The 18,133-nt window shown below is 71.1% G+C and carries 16 protein-coding genes; 4 read left to right on the top strand and 12 right to left on the bottom strand.

Annotated elements, in window-relative coordinates:
* Nucleotides 1-163: 163 nt before the first annotated feature.
* From ACGFH8_RS11730 to ACGFH8_RS11715, 4 genes are all read right to left on the bottom strand, one after another.
* Nucleotides 164-757 carry an ATP/GTP-binding protein gene (locus tag ACGFH8_RS11730; protein WP_357814297.1) on the bottom strand — a complete coding sequence of 198 codons (594 nt, stop codon included), beginning with the start codon at nucleotides 755-757 and terminating at the stop codon, nucleotides 164-166.
* Between the two features lies 1 nt (nucleotide 758).
* Complete coding sequence (locus ACGFH8_RS11725; protein ID WP_030329021.1) at nucleotides 759-1,136, bottom strand: DUF742 domain-containing protein; 378 nt, start codon at nucleotides 1,134-1,136, stop codon at nucleotides 759-761.
* 98 nt (nucleotides 1,137-1,234) lie between these two features.
* Nucleotides 1,235-1,639 (bottom strand): roadblock/LC7 domain-containing protein, encoded by a 405-nt coding sequence (locus ACGFH8_RS11720; RefSeq protein ID WP_030329023.1) that lies wholly within the window; start codon nucleotides 1,637-1,639, stop codon nucleotides 1,235-1,237.
* Nucleotides 1,636-5,220, bottom strand: a complete 3,585-nt coding sequence (locus ACGFH8_RS11715) for a nitrate- and nitrite sensing domain-containing protein (RefSeq protein WP_393366250.1) — start codon at nucleotides 5,218-5,220, stop codon at nucleotides 1,636-1,638. The genes ACGFH8_RS11720 and ACGFH8_RS11715 overlap by 4 nt, the downstream gene beginning before the upstream one ends.
* 504 nt (nucleotides 5,221-5,724) lie before the next feature.
* Between ACGFH8_RS11715 and ACGFH8_RS11710 the strand changes: the two genes are divergently transcribed.
* Nucleotides 5,725-6,018, top strand: a complete 294-nt coding sequence (locus ACGFH8_RS11710; RefSeq protein WP_393366248.1) for a hypothetical protein — start codon at nucleotides 5,725-5,727, stop codon at nucleotides 6,016-6,018.
* A 7-nt stretch (nucleotides 6,019-6,025) separates the two neighbouring features.
* Here the strand turns inward: ACGFH8_RS11710 and ACGFH8_RS11705 are convergent, their stop codons facing one another.
* Both ACGFH8_RS11705 and ACGFH8_RS11700 read right to left on the bottom strand, forming a co-directional pair.
* On the bottom strand, nucleotides 6,026-7,099 hold the full coding sequence (locus tag ACGFH8_RS11705; protein WP_393366246.1) for an adenosine deaminase: 1,074 nt from the start codon (nucleotides 7,097-7,099) through the stop codon (nucleotides 6,026-6,028).
* A 94-nt stretch (nucleotides 7,100-7,193) separates the two neighbouring features.
* Nucleotides 7,194-7,988 carry an SDR family NAD(P)-dependent oxidoreductase gene (locus ACGFH8_RS11700; protein ID WP_393366244.1) on the bottom strand — a complete coding sequence of 265 codons (795 nt, stop codon included), beginning with the start codon at nucleotides 7,986-7,988 and terminating at the stop codon, nucleotides 7,194-7,196.
* Nucleotides 7,989-8,073: 85 nt separating this feature from the next.
* Here ACGFH8_RS11700 and ACGFH8_RS11695 point away from each other — a divergent pair, with 85 nt between their 5' ends.
* Both ACGFH8_RS11695 and ACGFH8_RS11690 read left to right on the top strand, forming a co-directional pair.
* Nucleotides 8,074-8,925 carry a helix-turn-helix transcriptional regulator gene (locus ACGFH8_RS11695; protein WP_393366242.1) on the top strand — a complete coding sequence of 284 codons (852 nt, stop codon included), beginning with the start codon at nucleotides 8,074-8,076 and terminating at the stop codon, nucleotides 8,923-8,925.
* Between the two features lie 132 nt (nucleotides 8,926-9,057).
* Nucleotides 9,058-9,954: a putative RNA methyltransferase gene (locus tag ACGFH8_RS11690; RefSeq protein ID WP_393366240.1), complete on the top strand. Its 897-nt coding sequence runs from the start codon at nucleotides 9,058-9,060 to the stop codon at nucleotides 9,952-9,954.
* A 2-nt stretch (nucleotides 9,955-9,956) separates the two neighbouring features.
* Here the strand turns inward: ACGFH8_RS11690 and ACGFH8_RS11685 are convergent, their stop codons facing one another.
* From ACGFH8_RS11685 to ACGFH8_RS11675, 3 genes are all read right to left on the bottom strand, one after another.
* The gene (locus ACGFH8_RS11685) at nucleotides 9,957-10,637 is read right to left on the bottom strand and encodes a DUF4272 domain-containing protein (protein WP_393366238.1); all 681 of its coding nucleotides are present in this window, start codon (nucleotides 10,635-10,637) and stop codon (nucleotides 9,957-9,959) included.
* Nucleotides 10,638-10,749: 112 nt separating this feature from the next.
* Complete coding sequence (locus ACGFH8_RS11680) at nucleotides 10,750-12,030, bottom strand: thymidine phosphorylase (RefSeq protein ID WP_393366236.1); 1,281 nt, start codon at nucleotides 12,028-12,030, stop codon at nucleotides 10,750-10,752.
* Between the two features lie 146 nt (nucleotides 12,031-12,176).
* Complete coding sequence (locus tag ACGFH8_RS11675) at nucleotides 12,177-12,881, bottom strand: cytidine deaminase (protein ID WP_393366234.1); 705 nt, start codon at nucleotides 12,879-12,881, stop codon at nucleotides 12,177-12,179.
* 183 nt (nucleotides 12,882-13,064) lie between these two features.
* Between ACGFH8_RS11675 and ACGFH8_RS11670 the strand changes: the two genes are divergently transcribed.
* Nucleotides 13,065-13,694 (top strand): SMI1/KNR4 family protein, encoded by a 630-nt coding sequence (locus tag ACGFH8_RS11670; protein ID WP_393366232.1) that lies wholly within the window; start codon nucleotides 13,065-13,067, stop codon nucleotides 13,692-13,694.
* A 73-nt stretch (nucleotides 13,695-13,767) separates the two neighbouring features.
* Here ACGFH8_RS11670 and ACGFH8_RS11665 read toward each other — a convergent pair whose 3' ends face one another.
* The 3 genes from ACGFH8_RS11665 to ACGFH8_RS11655 are packed head-to-tail and all read right to left on the bottom strand — an operon-like array spanning nucleotide 13,768 to nucleotide 17,954.
* Nucleotides 13,768-15,048: an ABC transporter permease gene (locus ACGFH8_RS11665; protein ID WP_357241422.1), complete on the bottom strand. Its 1,281-nt coding sequence runs from the start codon at nucleotides 15,046-15,048 to the stop codon at nucleotides 13,768-13,770.
* 3 nt (nucleotides 15,049-15,051) lie between these two features.
* On the bottom strand, nucleotides 15,052-16,410 hold the full coding sequence (locus ACGFH8_RS11660) for an ABC transporter permease (protein ID WP_393366230.1): 1,359 nt from the start codon (nucleotides 16,408-16,410) through the stop codon (nucleotides 15,052-15,054).
* Nucleotides 16,407-17,954 (bottom strand): ABC transporter ATP-binding protein, encoded by a 1,548-nt coding sequence (locus ACGFH8_RS11655; RefSeq protein WP_393367080.1) that lies wholly within the window; start codon nucleotides 17,952-17,954, stop codon nucleotides 16,407-16,409. Before ACGFH8_RS11655 ends, ACGFH8_RS11660 begins: the two co-directional genes overlap by 4 nt.
* Between the last annotated feature and the right edge of the window lie 179 nt (nucleotides 17,955-18,133).

Raw genomic sequence — 18,133 nt, 5'->3', positions numbered from 1 at the left:
CCGCCCCTCGAAGACCCAGGCCGGACGTCAGTTCCCCGAGCGGGGCAGACATCCGCCAGAGCTCAAGAAGGCGGCGTGGGGTGCCCGCCGGCACCAGCAGCACGACGGGCAGGGCGAAACGCCCGGTGGCGGCCGGAGCCACCACCGGGCCTGCGGTGCCCGATCAGGCCGGGGCCACCGCGCGCGTACGGCGCATGGTGAGCACGTACTCGACAAGCGAGATCAGCACGTGCTTCGTCGACTCCCGGTTACGGGCGTCGCACGCCACCACCGGCACGTCGCTCGAGATCGCCAAGGCGTCCCGAACGTCCTGCGGGTCGTGGTACTGCATCCCGTCGAAGCAGTTGATCGCCACCAGGTACGGGAGGCGTCGGTGCTCGAAGAAGTCGATCGCCGCGAAGCAGTCGGCCAGCCGGCGGGTGTCCACCAGCACGACCGCACCGATGGCGCCCCGGACCAGTTCGTCCCACATGAACCAGAACCGGGTCTGACCCGGCGTACCGAACAGGTACAGAATCAGGTCACGGTCGATCGAGATCCGGCCGAAGTCCATAGCCACCGTGGTCGTCGTCTTCCCCGGCACCTGCCGGTTGTCGTCGACGCCCACGCCGGCGGAGGTCATGATGGCCTCGGTGGTCAGCGGCGTGATCTCCGAGACCGAGCCGACCAGCGTCGTCTTGCCGACGCCGAATCCACCGGCGATAACGATCTTCGCCGACGTCACGCGCCCACTCGGGTTCGGTGGGCGGTGCGACATGTCAGAGCCTGCGAAGTCCACTCAGCACCCTCTCCAGCAGTTCAGTGCCCACCGCGTCGTCGGAGTCGTCCAAAATGGTCGGCTCGTGGACCGCGACCAGGCCGTCCGTCGCCATGTCGGCGATGAGCACCCGGGCCACACCGAGCGGGAGCTGCATCCGCGCCGCGATCTCTGCGAGCGATTGCACGCGTCCGTCACACAGCGCGGCGATGTACTGGTGTTCGCGGCCCTGGCCGCCGTTGCCATTGGCAGCGGCCCGGCCGCGCACCGTCGTCTCGACGAGCGCCTCCAGCGCGATGTCGAGCCGAGGACGGGTACGACCACGGGTCACGGCGTATGGACGGACCAGCGCTCCGGTTGGTTCGTCACGATCGGCCATCTCGCCGCTCACCTCCTTCGTACCCGCTACCGGCTCCCACCGGTGAAACCCGTCGTTGTCGTCGTTGCAGTCGTGCCGACCTCACGATCGGCGAGGCGTCAGCCAAGCATGCCCGCGGCCGCACGCGGCTGCGGGGTCAGGGCGTCGCCCACCCGGTCGACAAGCAGCGCCATCTCGTAGCCAACCTGGCCCACGTCGGAGCTGCGGGCGGCCAGCACGGCGAAGGACGAACCGTCGGAGATGGACATCAGGAACAGGAAGCCATTGTCCATCTCCACCACGGTCTGCAACACCGCCCCTCCCTCGAAGCAGCGGGCTGCACCCTGGGTCAGGCTGACCAGACCCGATGAGATCGCGGCAAGCTGATCCGCCCGGTCGCGCGGCAGATCCCGTGACGACGCGAGGAGTAGGCCGTCCGCCGAGACGGCGACCGCATGCGCGACGCCGGGCACCCGGTCGGCGAAGTTGGCCAGCAGCCAACCAAGATCCTGCGTAGTTGTCATCCTTCTTGCTCCTTCTGCCCGCTCCCGGCCACCGGGCCTGAGCCAGACTGCGAGGATTGCCCTCCCGGAGTCGCCTCCGGGTTGGTCGGGTTGTCCGAGGTGCTACGCCCTCGCTGCACGCCCCGGTGGTAGGCGGAGAGCAGTCCACGGACCGCCTCCGGAGAACGGCGCTGGACCGAGGTGGTGGGCTTTTCCACCGCACCCGGCACGAGCTGCGCCATCGGCTTGCGCTTCGGCAGGCCGGTAGTGGTGGTCTCGCTCACCGGCACCGCGCCGGCCGCGGCCGAGGCGGCACGCCAACCATCGTCGGCTGCGGTCTGCCAGCCGTTGCTCTGCTGCGGCTGGGGCCGGCGGTTCGGCAGGCTCTCGGCGAGGCCGGGGCGGGTGCCCTCGCTCGCTGTGGAGCCGTTGTCCCGCGGCGCTCCTCCGGACATCGGAGTGTCTGCCATCGGCGTGTTACCTGTCGTCCCGGGTGGTGTCTTGTGGACTGTCCGACCGGTAGCCTCGACCGTGGCGAACTGCTGGGTCGCGGTGTCGCCGTTCGTGCTCGGCTGGGCATCAGCCGCGGACTCCTCGGAGCCCGGACGGCGGGTGCGGAACCAGGCCGACTCCAGCTCCCGGAAGATCGGCAGCTCCATCGTCTCGTCCGCGTACCGCTGCCGGTTCTGCGCCTGGGATTGCTGCGGCGTCGGCCGGGTCTGCGGTGCCGGCGCCGGCGTCGGGGCTGGCGCGGGAACCGGAGGCTGGGCTGCGGCCGGCTGCTCGCCGGGTCGCGGCACCCGCGGCAGCTCCGTCGTCATGTCCAGGGCGGCGGCGAGCCGCTCCGGCACCGGCGGGGTCACCGCGTCCCGGTCGCCGCCCGGCACCGGCGGCCAGGCCGGCGGCGCGGGGACGCTCGGCGCCTGCGCGGGTGGCGCGGATCGGGGCGCGAACCCGCTGAACGACTGGCTGGAGGCGGGTGGCACCGAGAACGGCTGACCCGAGTACGGCTGACCGGAGGCCGGCGACGCGGACACCGGCGGACCGGCGTACGGCTGACCGGAGGCCGGGGCCGCGGACACCGGCGGACCGCCGTACGGCGCACCCGAGTAGGGCTGCCCGGAGTACGGCTGACCCGAGGCCGGCGAGGCGGAGACCGGCGCGCCGGAGTAGGGCTGCGCGGAGACCGGCGGCGCCGAGTACGGGTACGTCTCGGGGCTGCTCGGCAACTGCCGGGGAATGGACGGCTGCTGACCGGTGGTCGGGGTGTCGTCCCCGGAGCGGCGCTGCGGCAGCGGATCGATCGGCTGGCCGTTGGCCGGCCTCGGGGTGAACCCGTCGCCGCCGTTGACGCCGTTCGTTCCGGCCGCACCGGTCAGATCCGACCAGGCCGGCATCGAACCGTACGCACCGGCGTTGGCGGGGGTGCCGGCACCGTTGCGCGTCGCGGGCTCGAACGGACGACCGCCGAGGGTGACCTGGTTGCCGGATTCGCTGGAGCGCGGGTGGTTGCCCAGCGCGGGCAGCGCGCCGAAGACCGGCGCGGGCGCACCGTGCTGAGGACCGCCGGCCGCGGGAAGTGCCGGCGGCTGCTGCACCCGGCCGGAGAGCGCACGGGGCACCAGCACCGAGGTGGGCAGGGTCACGTCGGCGACCGTGCCGCGGTCGGATCCGGGGCGCAGTTCGACCCGGACACCGTGCCGGGACGCCAGCCGGGCGACCACGACGAGGCCCATCATCCGGGACACCGCCACGTCCACCTGCGGCGGCGTCGCGAGCCGCTCGTTGAGATCCTGCAACTGCTCGGCGCTGATGCCGATGCCGCGGTCCTCGACGTAGAGCGAGGAGCGGTCACCGACCCGGCGGGCCTCGACCATCACCTGCGAGTCGGGCGGCGAGAACGCGGTGGCGTTGTCGAACAGCTCCGCCACGAGGTGCACCAGGTCGTTTACCGCGTGAGCGGCGACCTCGATGTCGCGGTCGATGACACCGAACTCGATGCGGGTGTAGTGCTCGACCTCGGACTGCGCGGCGCGCAGCACGTCGATGAGCGCGGCCGGCTCCCGCTGGACGCGGGTGGAGTCGGCACCGGCGAGCACCAGCAGGTTCTCGTCGTTGCGGCGCATCCGGGTGGCCAGGTGGTCGAGCTGGAACAGCTCGGCCAGCCGGTCCGGGTCCTCCTCGCCGCGCTCCAGCCGGTCGAGGTGCCCGATGAGGCGGTCGACCAGGATCTGTGAACGGCGGGCCAGGTTGACGAACATGGTCGCGACGGAGGCACGCAGTGCGGCCTGCTCGGCGGCCGTCCGGACGGCTTCCAGGTGGACGGCGTTGAACGCCTCGGTCACCTGACCGAATTCGTCCCTGCTGCGCACCGGTAGCGGCTCGGCGATCTGGTTGGCCAGTTGCACCGGGGAGAGCTGCCCGACGACCTGCGGGTCGCGCAGTCGGGCCACCGCCTGCGGCAGGCCGTACTGGGCGACGGACAGCGCGCCCTGGCGCAGCTCACGCAGCGAGCGGGCCATCGAGCGGGCGACCAGGTACGCGAAGAGGATGGCCAGGAGCAGCATGCTGAGCAGCAGGCCGGTTTCCAGGAAAACCTGGCGCTGGACGTCCGCGCGGAGGGTGTTGGCCCCGGTGACCACCTCACCGTCGAGCTTCCGCTCGACGGTGCGGATCAGCCGGGCGTTGGCCGTCATGGCGGCCTCCCACTGGTCCGGCTTGAACGGCGCGCCGCGCATGTCGCCAGTGGTGTTGCCGTCGATCCAGCCGGTGTAGTTCTGCGCCTCCCGACGGTCGCCGCCCGCGACCGTCTGGTCGTGGAACTTCGCGTCGTCCGGGGTGGCGACGGCCTTGAAGCTCTGCAGCGCCTGCTGCTGGCCGGTGCCGCTGGCGATGTAGTCGGTGCGCAGCGCGGGGGTCAGGCGCTGACCGCCCTTCACGCCCAGCGCGCGGTGCACCACGACCCGGCGTGCGGCGAGGAACTCCTTCTCCCGGGCGACCGCCGCGGCGGCGCGCATCCGGTCGCTCAGGTCGTTGTCGCCGGCGAGCTGTGTGGCCGAGTCGCGGATGGCGAGCAGGTCGCTGATCAGACCCTCGTACGCCTGGACGGTCTCGGTGAGCGCGAGCTTGCCGTTGAACACCTGACTGCGGATGCCGGACAGGTCCTGCAGGTTCTGGTCGATGCCGTCGAGCAGTGTCTCGAGGCTGCTCGGCAGGTCCTCGACCTCGGTGCGCTGCTGCCGGTAGGGACCCGCCTCTTGATCCACCCGGGAGTTCACCCGGTTGTAGGCCTCCTGGTACTGCGCTGTCGGCTGCGTGCCGTCCGCGCCGAGCAGCAGCACGGCGGCGGTCCGCTCGTCCTGCAAAGCGTCGACCAGGTCACCCGAATAGCTCGACAGGTTGGCCAGGTCGCCGGCTCGATTGGCATTGTTGAGCGTCTCCACGTGGTCGACAAGACCACTGGTGCCCACTACGACCGTGGCGATGGTCGGCACGATCATGATGAGACCGAGCTTGGACCAGATCGGCATGTCCCGGAGCCGGCTGGCCGGCCGGCGCAGCCGCGACAGGAAGGAGCCCGCCGTCTTTGGCCGTTTGCTCACGTCACCGCCCTCGCGATTTACAGCTTGAACGCGTTGCCTCCGGGCAACGCCCAGCGACCGACCCGGCGGGTCGGACCCCCGAGATTCCATCACGCCCGTCGACAAGAAGAAAGCCCAGGTTGTCACCTACCGAAGGTGTGATGAGATGTTGATGCGATTTGATAGCAGTCCGTCTGGCCGGAGTAACTGAAGGTAATGGAACATCCGCACCGCGTTGTCCTGCTCGCCGGTCCATCAGGGTCCGGAAAGTCGTACATAGCGCAGCAAACCGGCCTGCCGGTGCTCTGCTTGGACGACTTCTACAAAGACGGCGATGACCCTACGTTGCCGCGACGAAACGACCAGGTGGATTGGGAATCACCGCAGTCCTGGGACGCCCCGAGTGCGGTGGAAATCATTGCCCGACTAGCTCGCGAGGGTCGAGCCGATGTGCCGGTTTATGCGATCGGCGCAGATCGACGGGTGGCCACCCGGTCATTTGATCTCGCCGGATCGCCACTTTTCGTGGCCGAAGGGATTTTCGCCGCCGAGATCGTGGAGGAGTGTCGTCGCCTCGGACTGCTCGCCGGAGCGTACGCGCTGCGCCGGCCGCGCGGTGCGACCTTCCTGCGCCGGCTGGTCCGCGACCTGTCCGAGCAGCGCAAGGCACCCCGGGTGCTGGTCCGGCGCGGCGTGGCGCTGCTGCGGGCCGAGCCCGCGGTGCTGCGCCGGCAGACCGGGTTGGGCGCGGAGTCGGCCCGTGCCCGGGAGGTGCTGCGTCGGGTGGCCGGCCTGCTCGCTGGCCACCCGCACGGCTGAGCGGGAGTCAGGCCAGCAGTTCGGCGTACGCCGGCTTGATCACCTCATCGATGATCCGCAGCCGCTCGTCGAACGGGATGAAGGCGCTCTTCATCGCGTTGATGGTGAACCACTGCAACTCCTTCCAGCCGTAGCCGAACGTCTCCACCAGCAGCGACATCTCCCGCGACATCGAGGTGCCGCTCATCAGCCGGTTGTCGGTGTTGACGGTGGCCCGGAACCGCAGGTCCCGCAGCAGGCCGATCGGGTGGTCGGCGATCGAGGCCACCGCGCCGGTCTGCACGTTCGACGAGGGGCACAGCTCCAGCGGGATCCGCTTGTCCCGCACGTACGCGGCCAGCCGACCGAGCGATCCGTCGGAGGCGATGTCGTCGACGATCCGTACCCCGTGGCCGAGCCGGTCCGCCCCGCACCACTGGATCGCCTGCCAGATCGACGGCAGACCGAAGGCCTCGCCGGCGTGGATGGTGAAGTGGAAGTTCTCCCGTTGCAGGTATTCGAAGGCGTCCAGGTGCCGGGTGGGCGGGAAGCCCGCCTCGGCGCCCGCGATGTCGAAGCCGACCACCCCGGCGTCGCGGTGCCGCACGGCCAGCTCCGCGATCTCCTGCGAACGGGCGGCGTGGCGCATCGCGGTGAGCAGTGTGCCCACCCGGATGGTCAGGCCCGCCTCGACGGCCTGGGCGGTGCCCTCGGCGAACCCGGCCAGCACCGCCTCGACGACCTCGTCCAGGGTCAGGTCCTGCTCCAGGTGCTGCTCCGGGGCGAAGCGCACCTCGGCGTAGACCACCCCGTCGGCGGCCAGGTCCAGTGCGCACTCGCGGGCCACCCGACGCAGCGCGGATGGGGTCTGCATGACCGCCACGGTGTGCGCGAACGTCTCGAGGTAGCGCTCCAGGGAGCCGGAGTTGGCGGCGTCCACGAACCAGCGTCCGAGCGCCTCGGGATCGGTGGTGGGCAGCTCGTGGCTCACCTCCGCGGCCAGGTCGACGATCGTCGCCGGCCGCAGCCCGCCGTCCAGGTGGTCGTGCAGCAGCGCCTTCGGAACCTTGACAATGTCCTCGTACCGGATAGTTGCGACCATGCTCAGACCCTAGTCAGCGACGGGTGTGACCGGGTGTAGGAGGTCGCTCACCTCGGTGCGCCGCCGCTGTCGACCTGCGTCCTGGCCGCTCCGCTCAGGCGCCGGCGCCGCCGTCGACCGGCAGGATCGCGCCGGTCACCATCGAGGCGCGGTCGCTGAGCAGCCACGCGGCCGCCTCGGCGACCTCGCGGGGCTCGGCCATCCGGCCGAGCGGGGTCGCCGCGCTGCTGGCCTCGATGATGCCGGGGCTGATCGCCTCCCACTCCCGCATCATCTCGGTGAGGGTGCCGCCGGGGGTGATGCCGTTGACCCGGATGCCCTCGGGCGCCCAGGTCACCGCGGCGGTCTCGGTGATGCTGTTGAGAGCGCGCTTCATGGCGCCGTAGGCGGGCAGGGCGGGGTTCGCGCGGCGGCTGCCGATGCTGGAGGTGTTGACGATCGCTCCGCCGCCGCCGCGGCGCATCAGCGCGGCCTCGGCGTTCATGGCGGTCCAGTGGGCGAGGAAGTTGACGGCGAATTGTTGCTCGATGTCCTCATCGCTCGTGGTGTCGAGCGGGCCGACCTGCTGCTGCACGACCCCGCCGTTGTTGAAGGCGCCATCGAGCCGACCGTGCAGTCGCTCGACCCGGTCGACGGCGGCACGGATGCTGGCCCGGTCGGACAGGTCCAGGGCGACCGCGTCGGCGACACCGCCGCCGGCGCGGATCTCGGTCACGATGGTGTCCAGGGCGCTGGCGCTGCGGGCGGCGAGCACGACGGCCGCGCCCTCCGTGGCGAAGAGCCGGGCGGCGGCCGCGCCGATGCCGCGGCTGGCGCCGGTGATGAGGACGACCTTGCCGGTGAGCAGGCCGCCGGGTGCGTTGTCTGCGATGTGTGTGTTGTCGGTCATGAGCCAACCATCCGACGGGATCGCGGCCGGATGCAGGCACAGTCTGTACCAGGCTCCGTTGCCCCGACCTGCGCATACTTGACGCATGGACAGGCAGGAACTCGGGGCGTTTCTCCGCAGTCGCCGCGAGCGGCTCCGCCCGCAGGACGTCGGCCTCCCGTCCGGCCCGCGGCGCCGGACGCCAGGTCTTCGCCGGGAGGAAGTGGCGGTTCTCGCCCATGTCTCCACCGAGTACTACGTCCGACTCGAGCAGGGCCGGGCACCACGGCCGTCGGGTGACGTCCTGGCCGGGATCGCCGGCGCGCTGCGGCTCAGCGACGCCGAGTCCGGCCACCTCCACGTCCTCGCCGGCACCGCGCCGAGCCGTACCGGACTGCACCGGCGCGACGTCCGCCCCAGCGTCCTCACTCTGCTTGAGCGGCTGCCGCAGACGGCCGGTTTCGTGATGTCCGCCGCGTTCGAGGTCCTCGCCTGGAACGACCTCGCCGCCGCGCTCATGGAGGACTTCGCCCCACTCACCGCCCAGGACCGCAACCTCGCCCGCCGAGCCTTCCCCGGGCCGCGGCAGGGCGACGCGAGGTTGTTCGGGGTCTCCGACGCCGCCGATCTCCGGCTCAGCGTCGTGATGCAGCTCCACGCCACCCTCGCCCGCTACCCCACGGATCCCGAGATCACCGGCCTCGTCGACGACCTCCGCGCCACGAACCCCGACTTCGCCCGGCTCTGGGAACGACGCGACGTACAGGCCGCGCCGATGCTCACCAAGACCTTCCGCCACCCGGCCGTCGGCGAGATCACCGTCGACTGCGACACACTCACCCTCACCGACCGCGACCAGTTCCTTGTGCTCTTCACCGCACCACCGGGTTCGCCCGGCGCCGAGGCGCTGGCCCTCCTGAACGTCCTGGGATCGCAGGCCAGCAGCTACGTGCGGTAGAACCGCGTCGTCCCCGATCGGCCGCCCCGGGCACAGGTCCGCAAGGCCTGCCCGGACCCGGCCCGAACTAAGCTGGGCGGCATGGGAGCACCACGGTGAGGGTCCGCGCGCGACGCGGCCCGACGGCCTGACGTGGACCCCCGCATCCTCGACCGGCTGCGCTGCCCGGTCTGCGGCGACCCACTGGGGCAGGCCACCGACACGGGGGCGCTGCGCTGCCCGCGGCGGCACAGCTTCGACATCGCCCGCCAGGGCTACGTCAACCTGCTCACCGGTCGGGCCCCGCACGTCGGTGACACCGCCGAGATGGTCGCGGCCCGTGCGGATTTCCAGGCCGCCGGGCACTACGACGTCATCTCGGCCGCCCTCGCCGCCGCCGCGACGGAGGCCGTCGCACGGCTCCGCGCCTCGGCCGCGACGTCCACGGTCCCAACTCCGGAGCCCGGCGTCGGGGCGTACCCCCTGGTGGTGGATGCCGGCGCCGGCACGGGCCGCTACCTCGGCGCGGTGCTGGCGGCGCTGCCGGACGCCGTGGGTCTGGCCCTGGACGTGTCCAAGCCGGCGCTGCGCCGCGCGGCCCGCGCGCACCCCCGGGCCGCCGCGGCGCTCGCCGACACCTGGCAGCGGCTGCCGCTCGCGGACGCCTCGACCGCCGTGCTGCTGAACGTCTTCGCCCCGCGTAACGGCCCGGAGTTCCACCGGGTGCTCGACCCGGCCGGCACCCTGCTGGTGGTCACACCCGACACCGACCACCTCAGTGAGCTGGTGGGCGCGCTGGGCCTGCTGCGGGTGGACCCGGACAAGGCCGACCGGGTGACCGGCAGCCTGGGCGGGCACTTCACCGCGGTCAGCTCGGCGGTGCACCGGGCGGAGCTGACCCTGACCCGGCCGGAGGTCGCCACCCTGGTGGGGATGGGCCCGAACGCGTGGCACACCGACCCCGAAGCGCTCACCGCCCGGTTGGCCGCGCTGCCCGAGCCGGTCCGGGTGACCGTGGCCGTCCGGGTGGACGCGTACCGACCTCGCTGAACTCAGGTGGAGAGGTCTACCTCTTCCCAGCCCGGCGGCTCGTCGTGGTACGGCCCGCGCAGGATCACCGCCCACTCCAGCGCCCAACGGCGCTGCCCGATCGCGTTCGCGTCGATCAGGCCCGGGGCACGCCGACCACCGCGCTCGGTCTCCAGGTACGCCCAGTCCAGGCAGTAGTGCAGGTCGAGCAGGGCGGCCGCGTCGGCCGGGTGCTGCGGCGCGGTGAGGATCCGGGTCCGCCAGTGCGGGAACGTCTCGCCCTCGGCGATGTGCGGCAACTGCTCGACCAGCCGCTCGTCGACGGCCAGCGTCGGGTCGAGCTGCTTGCTCAAGCCGAGCACCCAGGCCAGCGCGAAGAGCGCGTCGTGGTGCAGCACGAACGAGCGGTGGTCACCCTTGCCGCCCATCACGAACTGCCACTCCGGGGGCGTGACCATCTCGACCAGATGCGAGCCGAGCAGCCAGCTCATCGCCGCCTCCGGTGGCATCCCGAAGCAGCGCGCCAGGATCAGGTGCAGCACCGCGATCCGCGCCTCGATCTCCACAGTGGGACGAAGATCGATCGCGTCACCCGGCTCCCAGACCAGCGGAAACTGGGCCGGCGGCAGCGGCAGGCCGAGCCGGGACAGCTCGTCCAGGCTCGCCTCGCGCACCTCGCGTGGGTCGGGAGCAGCAACTGTCACGGCGGGTCTTCCTGTCTGCTCGCGCCGGCTCAAGGCCGGTTGTCCCCCCTTGGCCTGCGACAATAGCGCTCCCAGGGGACCTGCACCATGGCACCCCGACCCCGGGTTCGCCTCAGCCGATGCGCTCGATGACAAGCGGCGTCGCCGCCCCGGCGGTCGACGCGATCCGCACCGCGTCGGCGGCCTCGGCAAGCGCCGCCGGAATCCGCGCCGGGTCCTCGGCGCGCAGCTCGTAGAGGGGGTCACCGGCCCGCACCGGGTCACCCGGCCGCTTGTGCAACACCACCCCGGCGGGCACGCTCACCGGGTCCTCCTTGCGGGCCCGGCCCGCGCCGAGCCGCCACGCCGCAACCCCCATGGCGTACGCGTCGACGGCGGCGACGTGCCCGTCCCGCTCGGCGCGGACCACCTCGACCTCGTTGGCGGTCGGCATCGGCGCGTCCGGGTCACCGCCCTGCGCGCGGATCATCGCCCGCCAGGAGTCCATCGCCCGGCCGTCCCGCAACGCCGCCGCCGGGTCGGCGTCCGGCAGGCCGGCCGCGTCGAGCATCTCCCGGGCCAGGGCCAGCGTCAGCTCCACCACGTCGGCGGGGCCACCACCGGCCAGCACCTCGACCGACTCGGTCACCTCCACCGCGTTGCCGATGGCCAGGCCGAGCGGGGTGGACATGTCGGTGAGCAGGGCGACCGTCCGAACTCCGTGCGCCCCGCCCAACTCGACCATCGTGCGGGCCAGCTCGCGGGCCTGGTCGACGGACTTCATGAAGGCGCCCGAGCCGACCTTGACGTCGAGGACCAACGCGCCGGTGCCCTCGGCGATCTTCTTGCTCATGATCGAGCTGGCGATCAGCGGGATCGCCTCCACGGTGCCGGTGACGTCGCGCAGGGCGTACAGCTTGCGGTCGGCGGGGGCGAGCCCGGCACCGGCCGCGCAGATCACCGCGCCGACCTCGTCCAGTTGGGCGATGAACTCGTCGTTGCTCACCGTGGCCCGCCAGCCCGGGATGGACTCCAACTTGTCGAGCGTGCCGCCGGTGTGCCCGAGACCACGGCCGCTCAGCTGCGGCACGGCCGCGCCGCACGCCGCCACGAGCGGGGTGAGCGGCAGCGTGATCTTGTCGCCGACGCCGCCGGTGGAGTGCTTGTCGACGGTCGGCCGGCGTACCGCCGAGAGGTCCAGCCGCTCACCGCTGGCGATCATCGCGGCGGTCCACCTGGCGATCTCCGGGCCGGTCATGCCGTTGAGCAGGATCGCCATCGCCAGCGCCGACATCTGCTCGTCGGCGACAACCCCCCGGGTGTACGCGTCGACCACCCAGTCGATCTGCGCGTCCGACAGCACCCCGCCGTCCCGCTTGACCCGAATAACGTCAACAGCAGCAAAACCACTCATCAAAAGATCTTCCCTAGTCATTTGGAGGAACCGACCGGCGGCCCGTGCCCAGGTCGGGGCGGGGGCCGACCGTGCCCGGCGGAGGGATCAAGCCTGACCGCCCGGAGCCGGGCACGGTCGGCCCCCGCCCCCAACCGCAACCACAATCAAGACCAGCGAACCGGGATCTCCAAAGGCGGCTCACCCTCGCCGGCCCAGAAGATGGTGCCGGTCGCGTCGACCACCACCACGCGCGGTGTCCGGGCCAGGCCCCAGGTGATCGCCTCGGCCGGGTCGTCCCAGCTCGGGGCCTCCTCCAGCACCCCGGTCTCGGCGCCGACGTCGTCGCCGGCCGACCGCTCCCAGTACGCGGTCCAGACCTGCTGCCCGGCCGACATGTCCGGGTGGACGAAGACGGTGCCGCGCCCACGCCAGGCGGCCAGCCGCTCGGGCACCACAGGCACCGGCGTCTCCCCGGTGACGGCTTCCAGGTCCTCCACACCGAAGGCGTGCGGCAGCAACTCGGCCATCCGCAGCGGGCGGGTCTTGCTCTCGATCAGGCACTCCGGCCCGCCGTGCTCCCAGAGCAACTGCCGGCAGCGACCGCACGGCATCAGCGGTTCACCTGTCGCGTCGACGCAGGACAGCGCGACGAGTCGACCGCCACCTGTGGCGTGCAGGCTGGAGACCACCCCGCACTCGGCGCACAGCGTTACCCCGTACGCGGCGTTCTCCACGTTGCAGCCGACCACCACGCGTCCGTCGTCGACAAGCGCGGCCGCGCCGACCGGAAACGTCGAGTACGGCGCGTACGCGTGCCGCATCGCCTCGGTTGCGGCGGCGCGCAGCCGCGCCCAGTCAATGTCGGTCATGCCACCATTCTGCCCAAGGAGCCCAGGTCAGAAGCGAGCAGGGCCGGCTGCACGGGCGCCCTTCGGAAACTCGGCCGCGCCACCGCACCCGCTCTGATCACAACAGGAAGGCCCGGACTGACGAACGCCGGTCGGTCGGGACACCTCACCGACCGGCATGGTCACCCGTGCGACAGTGCGACAGTGTCTGACGCTGACCAGAACCTGACCAGAGTTCTCGAGCAACTCGAATCGCAGTGGCGTCGAATTGGCGCACCGATCGCCGAACGGCTCGCCCCCGGAAAATCCGACGGTCACCTCGCCGCCGTCTTTTCGGCGTCGGACCTGCACCTGCCGGCCGAGGTACGACGATTGTGGGGCTGGCACGACGGGGTGCGTCGCCTACAGGCAGGGACCCGCCTGGGCATGGAGAGCCGGGTCGGGCCGGGCGGCTGGGAGTTCCTCAGCCTGACCGAGGCGATGGACGAACGCAGCCTGATGCTGGGGGTGTGTGGCCGCACCCACTACCCCGCCGACGACCGGGACTGGGACGGCTACTGGCGACCGTCCTGGCTGCCGTTGTTCGCCTTCGACGCCAACCTGGTCTTCGTCGACCTCGCCCGGTCGTCGCACGGCAACTCGCCCGTCCACCTCTGGTCGGCCGAGCCGGAGGACGTCGGCGTCGCTCGCACGGCGTCCCTCACCGACCTGCTGGCGATCTGGGTCGGCCTGCTCGACGAGGGCTACTACTGGTGGTCCGCCGACCAGGGTGGGTGGTGGATGGATCGCCGGCAGGACGTGCCCTACCCGCTGATCCGCAGCGGGCTTCTCTGACCGTGGAAGCCGGGCCGGCCGCCGTTGGCGGCCGACCCGGCTTCGGCACGAGAGGTATGGCAGACGGTGCCGGTCAGCCCTTGATGTACGGCTTGCCGTCGGCGGCCGGTGCCCGGACCCGACCGACCAGGCCGGCGACCGCCAGGATGGTCGCCAGGTAGGGCAGCATGGCCAGGAACTGGCTGGGGATCGAGCTGCTGATCGCGCCCAGGTAGGTGGCGAGTTGGTCGGCGAACCCGAAGAAGAGCGCGGCGAGCAGCGCACCCGTCGGGTTCCATCGGCCGAAGATCAGTGCGGCAAGCGCGATGAAGCCCTTGCCGCCGATCATGTTCTTGGTGAACGAGTAGAGCGCCAGCGTGTAGGACGCGCCGCCGATGCCGGCGACCACACCGGCCAGCAGCACGTTGCGGTAGCGCACCCGCAGCACCTTGACGCCGAGCGTGTCGGCGGCGATCGGGTGTTCGCCCACCGAACGGGTCCGCAGCCCCCACCGGGTCCGGAACAACCCGATGTGGATCACCAGGACCAGCAGCAGGCCGAGGTAGAGGAAGATGTTGCCGCGGAACAGCGCCGGCCCGAGCACCGGGATGTCCTTCAGCAGCGGGATCTCCCAGTTGCTGAACCGGGGCGCGCTGTTGTATTTCGCCGCGTCGGTCTGCATCAGCCGCTCGTAGAGGAAGCCGGTGACGCCCACCGCGAGCAGGTTCAGCACGATGCCCATGACGACCTGGTCGACCAGGTAGCGGATGGCGAACACGGCCAGCAGCAGCGAGATGAACGCGCCGCCGATCGCGGCGGCCACCAGACCCACCCAGACGCTGCCCGAGATGCTGCCGAAGAGCGCGCCGCTGAAGGCCCCCATCAGCAACTGACCCTCGATGGCCACGTTGACCACACCGGAGCGTTCGCAGAGCACCCCGGCGAGCGCGCCGAAGATCAACGGCAGGGCCAGGATGAACGTGCCCCGGATGATGTTGACAAGCGGCATGAAGTTCTGCCCGGCCGGCGCGGCGGAGACCTGCCAGCAGAGGAACGACAGCACGAAGCCGACAAGCCCCACCCCGAGCACGGGGAGGAACCACCGCTTCGGCACCCCGGCGAGCAGGGCCGCACCGGCGGCGATGGCGATGATCCCGAACAGGATCGCCCCGATCGTGCCGTTGATCTCCAGTGCGGCGCCGGCGGCGTCGTCGCTGAGCGTGAACCGGGCCTGCTGGTCGGTGGCGAGCGCGCCGAAGAGCACCGCGGCCAGCAGGCCGAGCCCCAGCAGGGTGAGGCCGACCTTGCGGCTCCGGGTCCAGAAGCCCTCGTCGACCGGGGCGACGGCGATGTCGGGGACAGCCATGGTGGACATGAGTTACCAGCCCTTCGCCAGGCTCGTCTGCAACCGGGCGGCGCGCGCGGCCCGGAGCTGGAAGATCGCCTTCACCAGGGCCGGCGCGGCGATGAAGATGACGATCAGCGCCTGCAGCACGGTCACCAGCTCAAGCGAGATCCCGGAGTACGACTGCATCCGGTTGCCGCCGGCCTGCAGCGCCCCGAACAGCAACGCGGCGAGCAGCACCCCCCAGGGCTTCACCCGCCCCAGCAGGGCCACCAGGATGCCGTCGAAGCCGATCTGCGCGACCACGAGCGGGGTCAACGCGCTGGCGGTCGATCCGAGCACCATGTTCGAGCCGCCGAGACCCGCCAGGATGCCGGCGAAGACCATGATCAGGATGTACGTCCGCGTGACGCTGATACCCGCGGTGCGGGCGGCGTCCGGGTTGGCGCCGACCGCGCGCAGCTCGAAGCCGAGCGTCGAGCGGTTCAGCAGCCAGGCCACCGCCCAGGTAGCCAGCACGGCGAGCAGGATGCCGGCGTGCACCCGCAGGTTGTCGCCGAGCAGTCGGGGCAGCTGGGCGGAGGTGTCCACCACCTTGCTGATCGCGTCGGTACGGTTCGGGTCCTGCACCCCGTTCTGCACGATCAACCAGGTGAGGAAGTACGTGGCGACGTAGTTGAGCATGATCGTGTTGATCACCTCGTGCGCGCCGGCGCGGGCCTTGAGGATGCCGGGGATGAAACCCCAGATCGCCCCGCCCAGCGCGCCGGCCAGCACCGCCACCAGCAGGTGCAGGCCGGGAGGCAGGGGCAGCAGGAAGCCGGCCAGAGCCGCCATGATCACGCCGATGGTGGCCTGACCCTGGGCGCCGATGTTGAACAGGCCGCCCCGGAAGGCCAGCGCCACCGACAGGCCGGTGAAGACGAGCGGCGCGGCGTAGGTGAGCGTCTCGGAGATCGGCGCGAGAACTGCCTGCCAGCTACCGGTGCCGTCCGCCCAGGCGGAGAACGCCTCGGGGTCGAAGACCGAGCCCTTGAACAGGTTCGCGTACGCCTCGCTGACAAGCGTCCAGCTGGAGTTGATCGCGTCGGACGGTCGGGAGGTGATGTACGAGTAGGTGGACAGCACCGTCGGATCTGAAACGATCATCAGCACCGCGCCGACCACGATCGCCAACACCAGCGACAGCAGGGTCACCGTGAAGGTGTTCGCCGCCCAGAGGTTGTCCATGAACAACCGGCCCAGACTCGGCTTCTGCTGCGGCGCCGGGCTGCCTGGCTTCGTCGCCACCTCGGCCCGTTCGGTGTTGCCGAGCGTGTTCTGCGCGGCCTGCGCCTCGCTCGCCGGCTCCTTGTCCGGCGAGCCGGACTGCGGGTTGGGGGGGTTGGTCATGCCTCGTCCTCGCTCGCGGAGCCCGGGTCGCTCGCCGGGCTCCCGTCGGTGGCCGGCCCGTCGCTGGGCACGGCGTCCGGGTTGCGCTCGTGGGCCACGTCCGGGCTGATGCCGGCCATCAACAGGCCGATCTCCTCACGCGGGGTGTCCGGGCCGACGATGCCGATGATCCGACCGCGGTACATCACCGCGATCCGGTCGGCCAGCCCGATCACCTCGTCGAGTTCGCTGGAGACCACCATGACGGCGGTGCCGATGTCCCGCTCGCGGATGATCTGGCTGTGGATGAACTCGATCGACCCGACGTCGACGCCGCGGGTCGGCTGGGCGGCGATGAAGAGCTTCAGCGGCCGGGACAGCTCCCGGGCCACGATCACCTTCTGCTGGTTGCCGCCGGAGAGGGTGCCCACCGCCGCGTCGGCCGATGAGGTGCGGACGTCGAACTGCTCGATCCGCTCCTTCGCCGAGGCGGCGATCGCGTCCGGCTTCAGCGCGAGCCCGGCGCCGAACGGCGGCCGGTCGTAGATGTCCAGCACCAGGTTCTCCGCGACGCTGAACTCCTTGACCAGGCCGTCCACGCTGCGGTCCTCGGGCACGTAGCCGACGCCCGCCCGGAGCACCTTCTTGGGCTTCCAGCCGTCGATCCGGTCGCCGACCAGGCTGACCGTGCCGGCGAGCACCGGCCGCAGGCCCATGATCGCCTCGATCAGTTCGGTCTGACCGTTGCCCTGTACGCCCGCCACGCCGAGCACCTCACCGGCGCGCACGGTCAGGTCCACCCCGTCGACCGCGCGGATCTGCCGGTCGTCGTCGACGACGAGCCCGGCCACCTCCAGCACGGGCTCACCGGGAGTGGCCGGGACCTTGTCCACCGTCAGCCGGACGTTGCGCCCGACCATCAGTGCCGCCAGCTCGTCCCGGCTGGCCTCCGGCGACGCGGTGCCCACGGTCTTTCCGCGTCGGATCACCGTGATCCGGTCGGCGATGGCCTTGACCTCGCCAAGCTTGTGGGTGATGAAGACGATCGACTTGCCGGCCGCCTTGAGCGACCGCATGACCGTCAGCAGTTCCTCGGTCTCCTGCGGGGTGAGCACGGCGGTCGGCTCGTCCAGGATGAGCAGGTCGACGTCGCGGGTGAGCGCCTTGACGATCTCGACACGCTGCTGGATGCCGACCGGCAGGTCCTCGATCACCGCGTCCGGGTCGACCCGCAGGTTGTAGCGCTCGGACACCTCGGTGACCTCGCGCCGGGCCCGACGCCGGTCCAGGAAGCCGGCGATGCCGCCCCTGGTCTGCTCGGCGCCGAGCATGATGTTTTCGGCGACGGTGAAGACCGGCACCAGCATGAAGTGCTGGTGCACCATGCCGATCCCGGCGCCGATCGCGTCGGACGGGCCCTTCAGCTTCAGCGGCTCGCCGTCGACCAGGATCTCGCCCTCGTCGGGCTGGTAGAGCCCGTAGAGCACGTTCATCAGTGTCGACTTGCCCGCGCCGTTCTCGCCGAGCAGGGCGTGAATCTCTCCAGGCTCCACCGTCAGGTCGATGTGGTCGTTGGCGACCAGATCACCGAACCGCTTGGTGATGCCGCGCAGTTCGAGTCTCAGCGCAACCTCCTGGAGTGCGAGCGATGGTGCAGCCTAGCTGCCGTCGAACCGACCGGAGCGGCCTGGTTGACGTGGTGCGCGATCGGCCGCTCCGACCCCACGGTCACCCGCGGGGCCAG

The organism is Micromonospora sp. NPDC049175, from assembly GCF_043197345.1.
Lineage (GTDB): Bacteria > Actinomycetota > Actinomycetes > Mycobacteriales > Micromonosporaceae > Micromonospora.
This window is presented reverse-complemented; position numbering and strand designations above follow the sequence as displayed.

Coding starts and splice junctions, on each gene's coding strand:
- ACGFH8_RS11730 (WP_357814297.1), bottom strand. CDS start 757: ATGTCGCACCGCCCACCGAACCCGAGTGGGCGCGTGACGTCGGCGAAG.
- ACGFH8_RS11725 (WP_030329021.1), bottom strand. CDS start 1,136: ATGGCCGATCGTGACGAACCAACCGGAGCGCTGGTCCGTCCATACGCC.
- ACGFH8_RS11720 (WP_030329023.1), bottom strand. CDS start 1,639: ATGACAACTACGCAGGATCTTGGTTGGCTGCTGGCCAACTTCGCCGAC.
- ACGFH8_RS11705 (WP_393366246.1), bottom strand. CDS start 7,099: ATGGTCGCAACTATCCGGTACGAGGACATTGTCAAGGTTCCGAAGGCG.
- ACGFH8_RS11700 (WP_393366244.1), bottom strand. CDS start 7,988: ATGACCGACAACACACACATCGCAGACAACGCACCCGGCGGCCTGCTC.
- ACGFH8_RS11695 (WP_393366242.1), top strand. CDS start 8,074: ATGGACAGGCAGGAACTCGGGGCGTTTCTCCGCAGTCGCCGCGAGCGG.
- ACGFH8_RS11680 (WP_393366236.1), bottom strand. CDS start 12,030: ATGAGTGGTTTTGCTGCTGTTGACGTTATTCGGGTCAAGCGGGACGGC.
- ACGFH8_RS11675 (WP_393366234.1), bottom strand. CDS start 12,881: ATGACCGACATTGACTGGGCGCGGCTGCGCGCCGCCGCAACCGAGGCG.
- ACGFH8_RS11665 (WP_357241422.1), bottom strand. CDS start 15,048: ATGTCCACCATGGCTGTCCCCGACATCGCCGTCGCCCCGGTCGACGAG.
- ACGFH8_RS11660 (WP_393366230.1), bottom strand. CDS start 16,410: ATGACCAACCCCCCCAACCCGCAGTCCGGCTCGCCGGACAAGGAGCCG.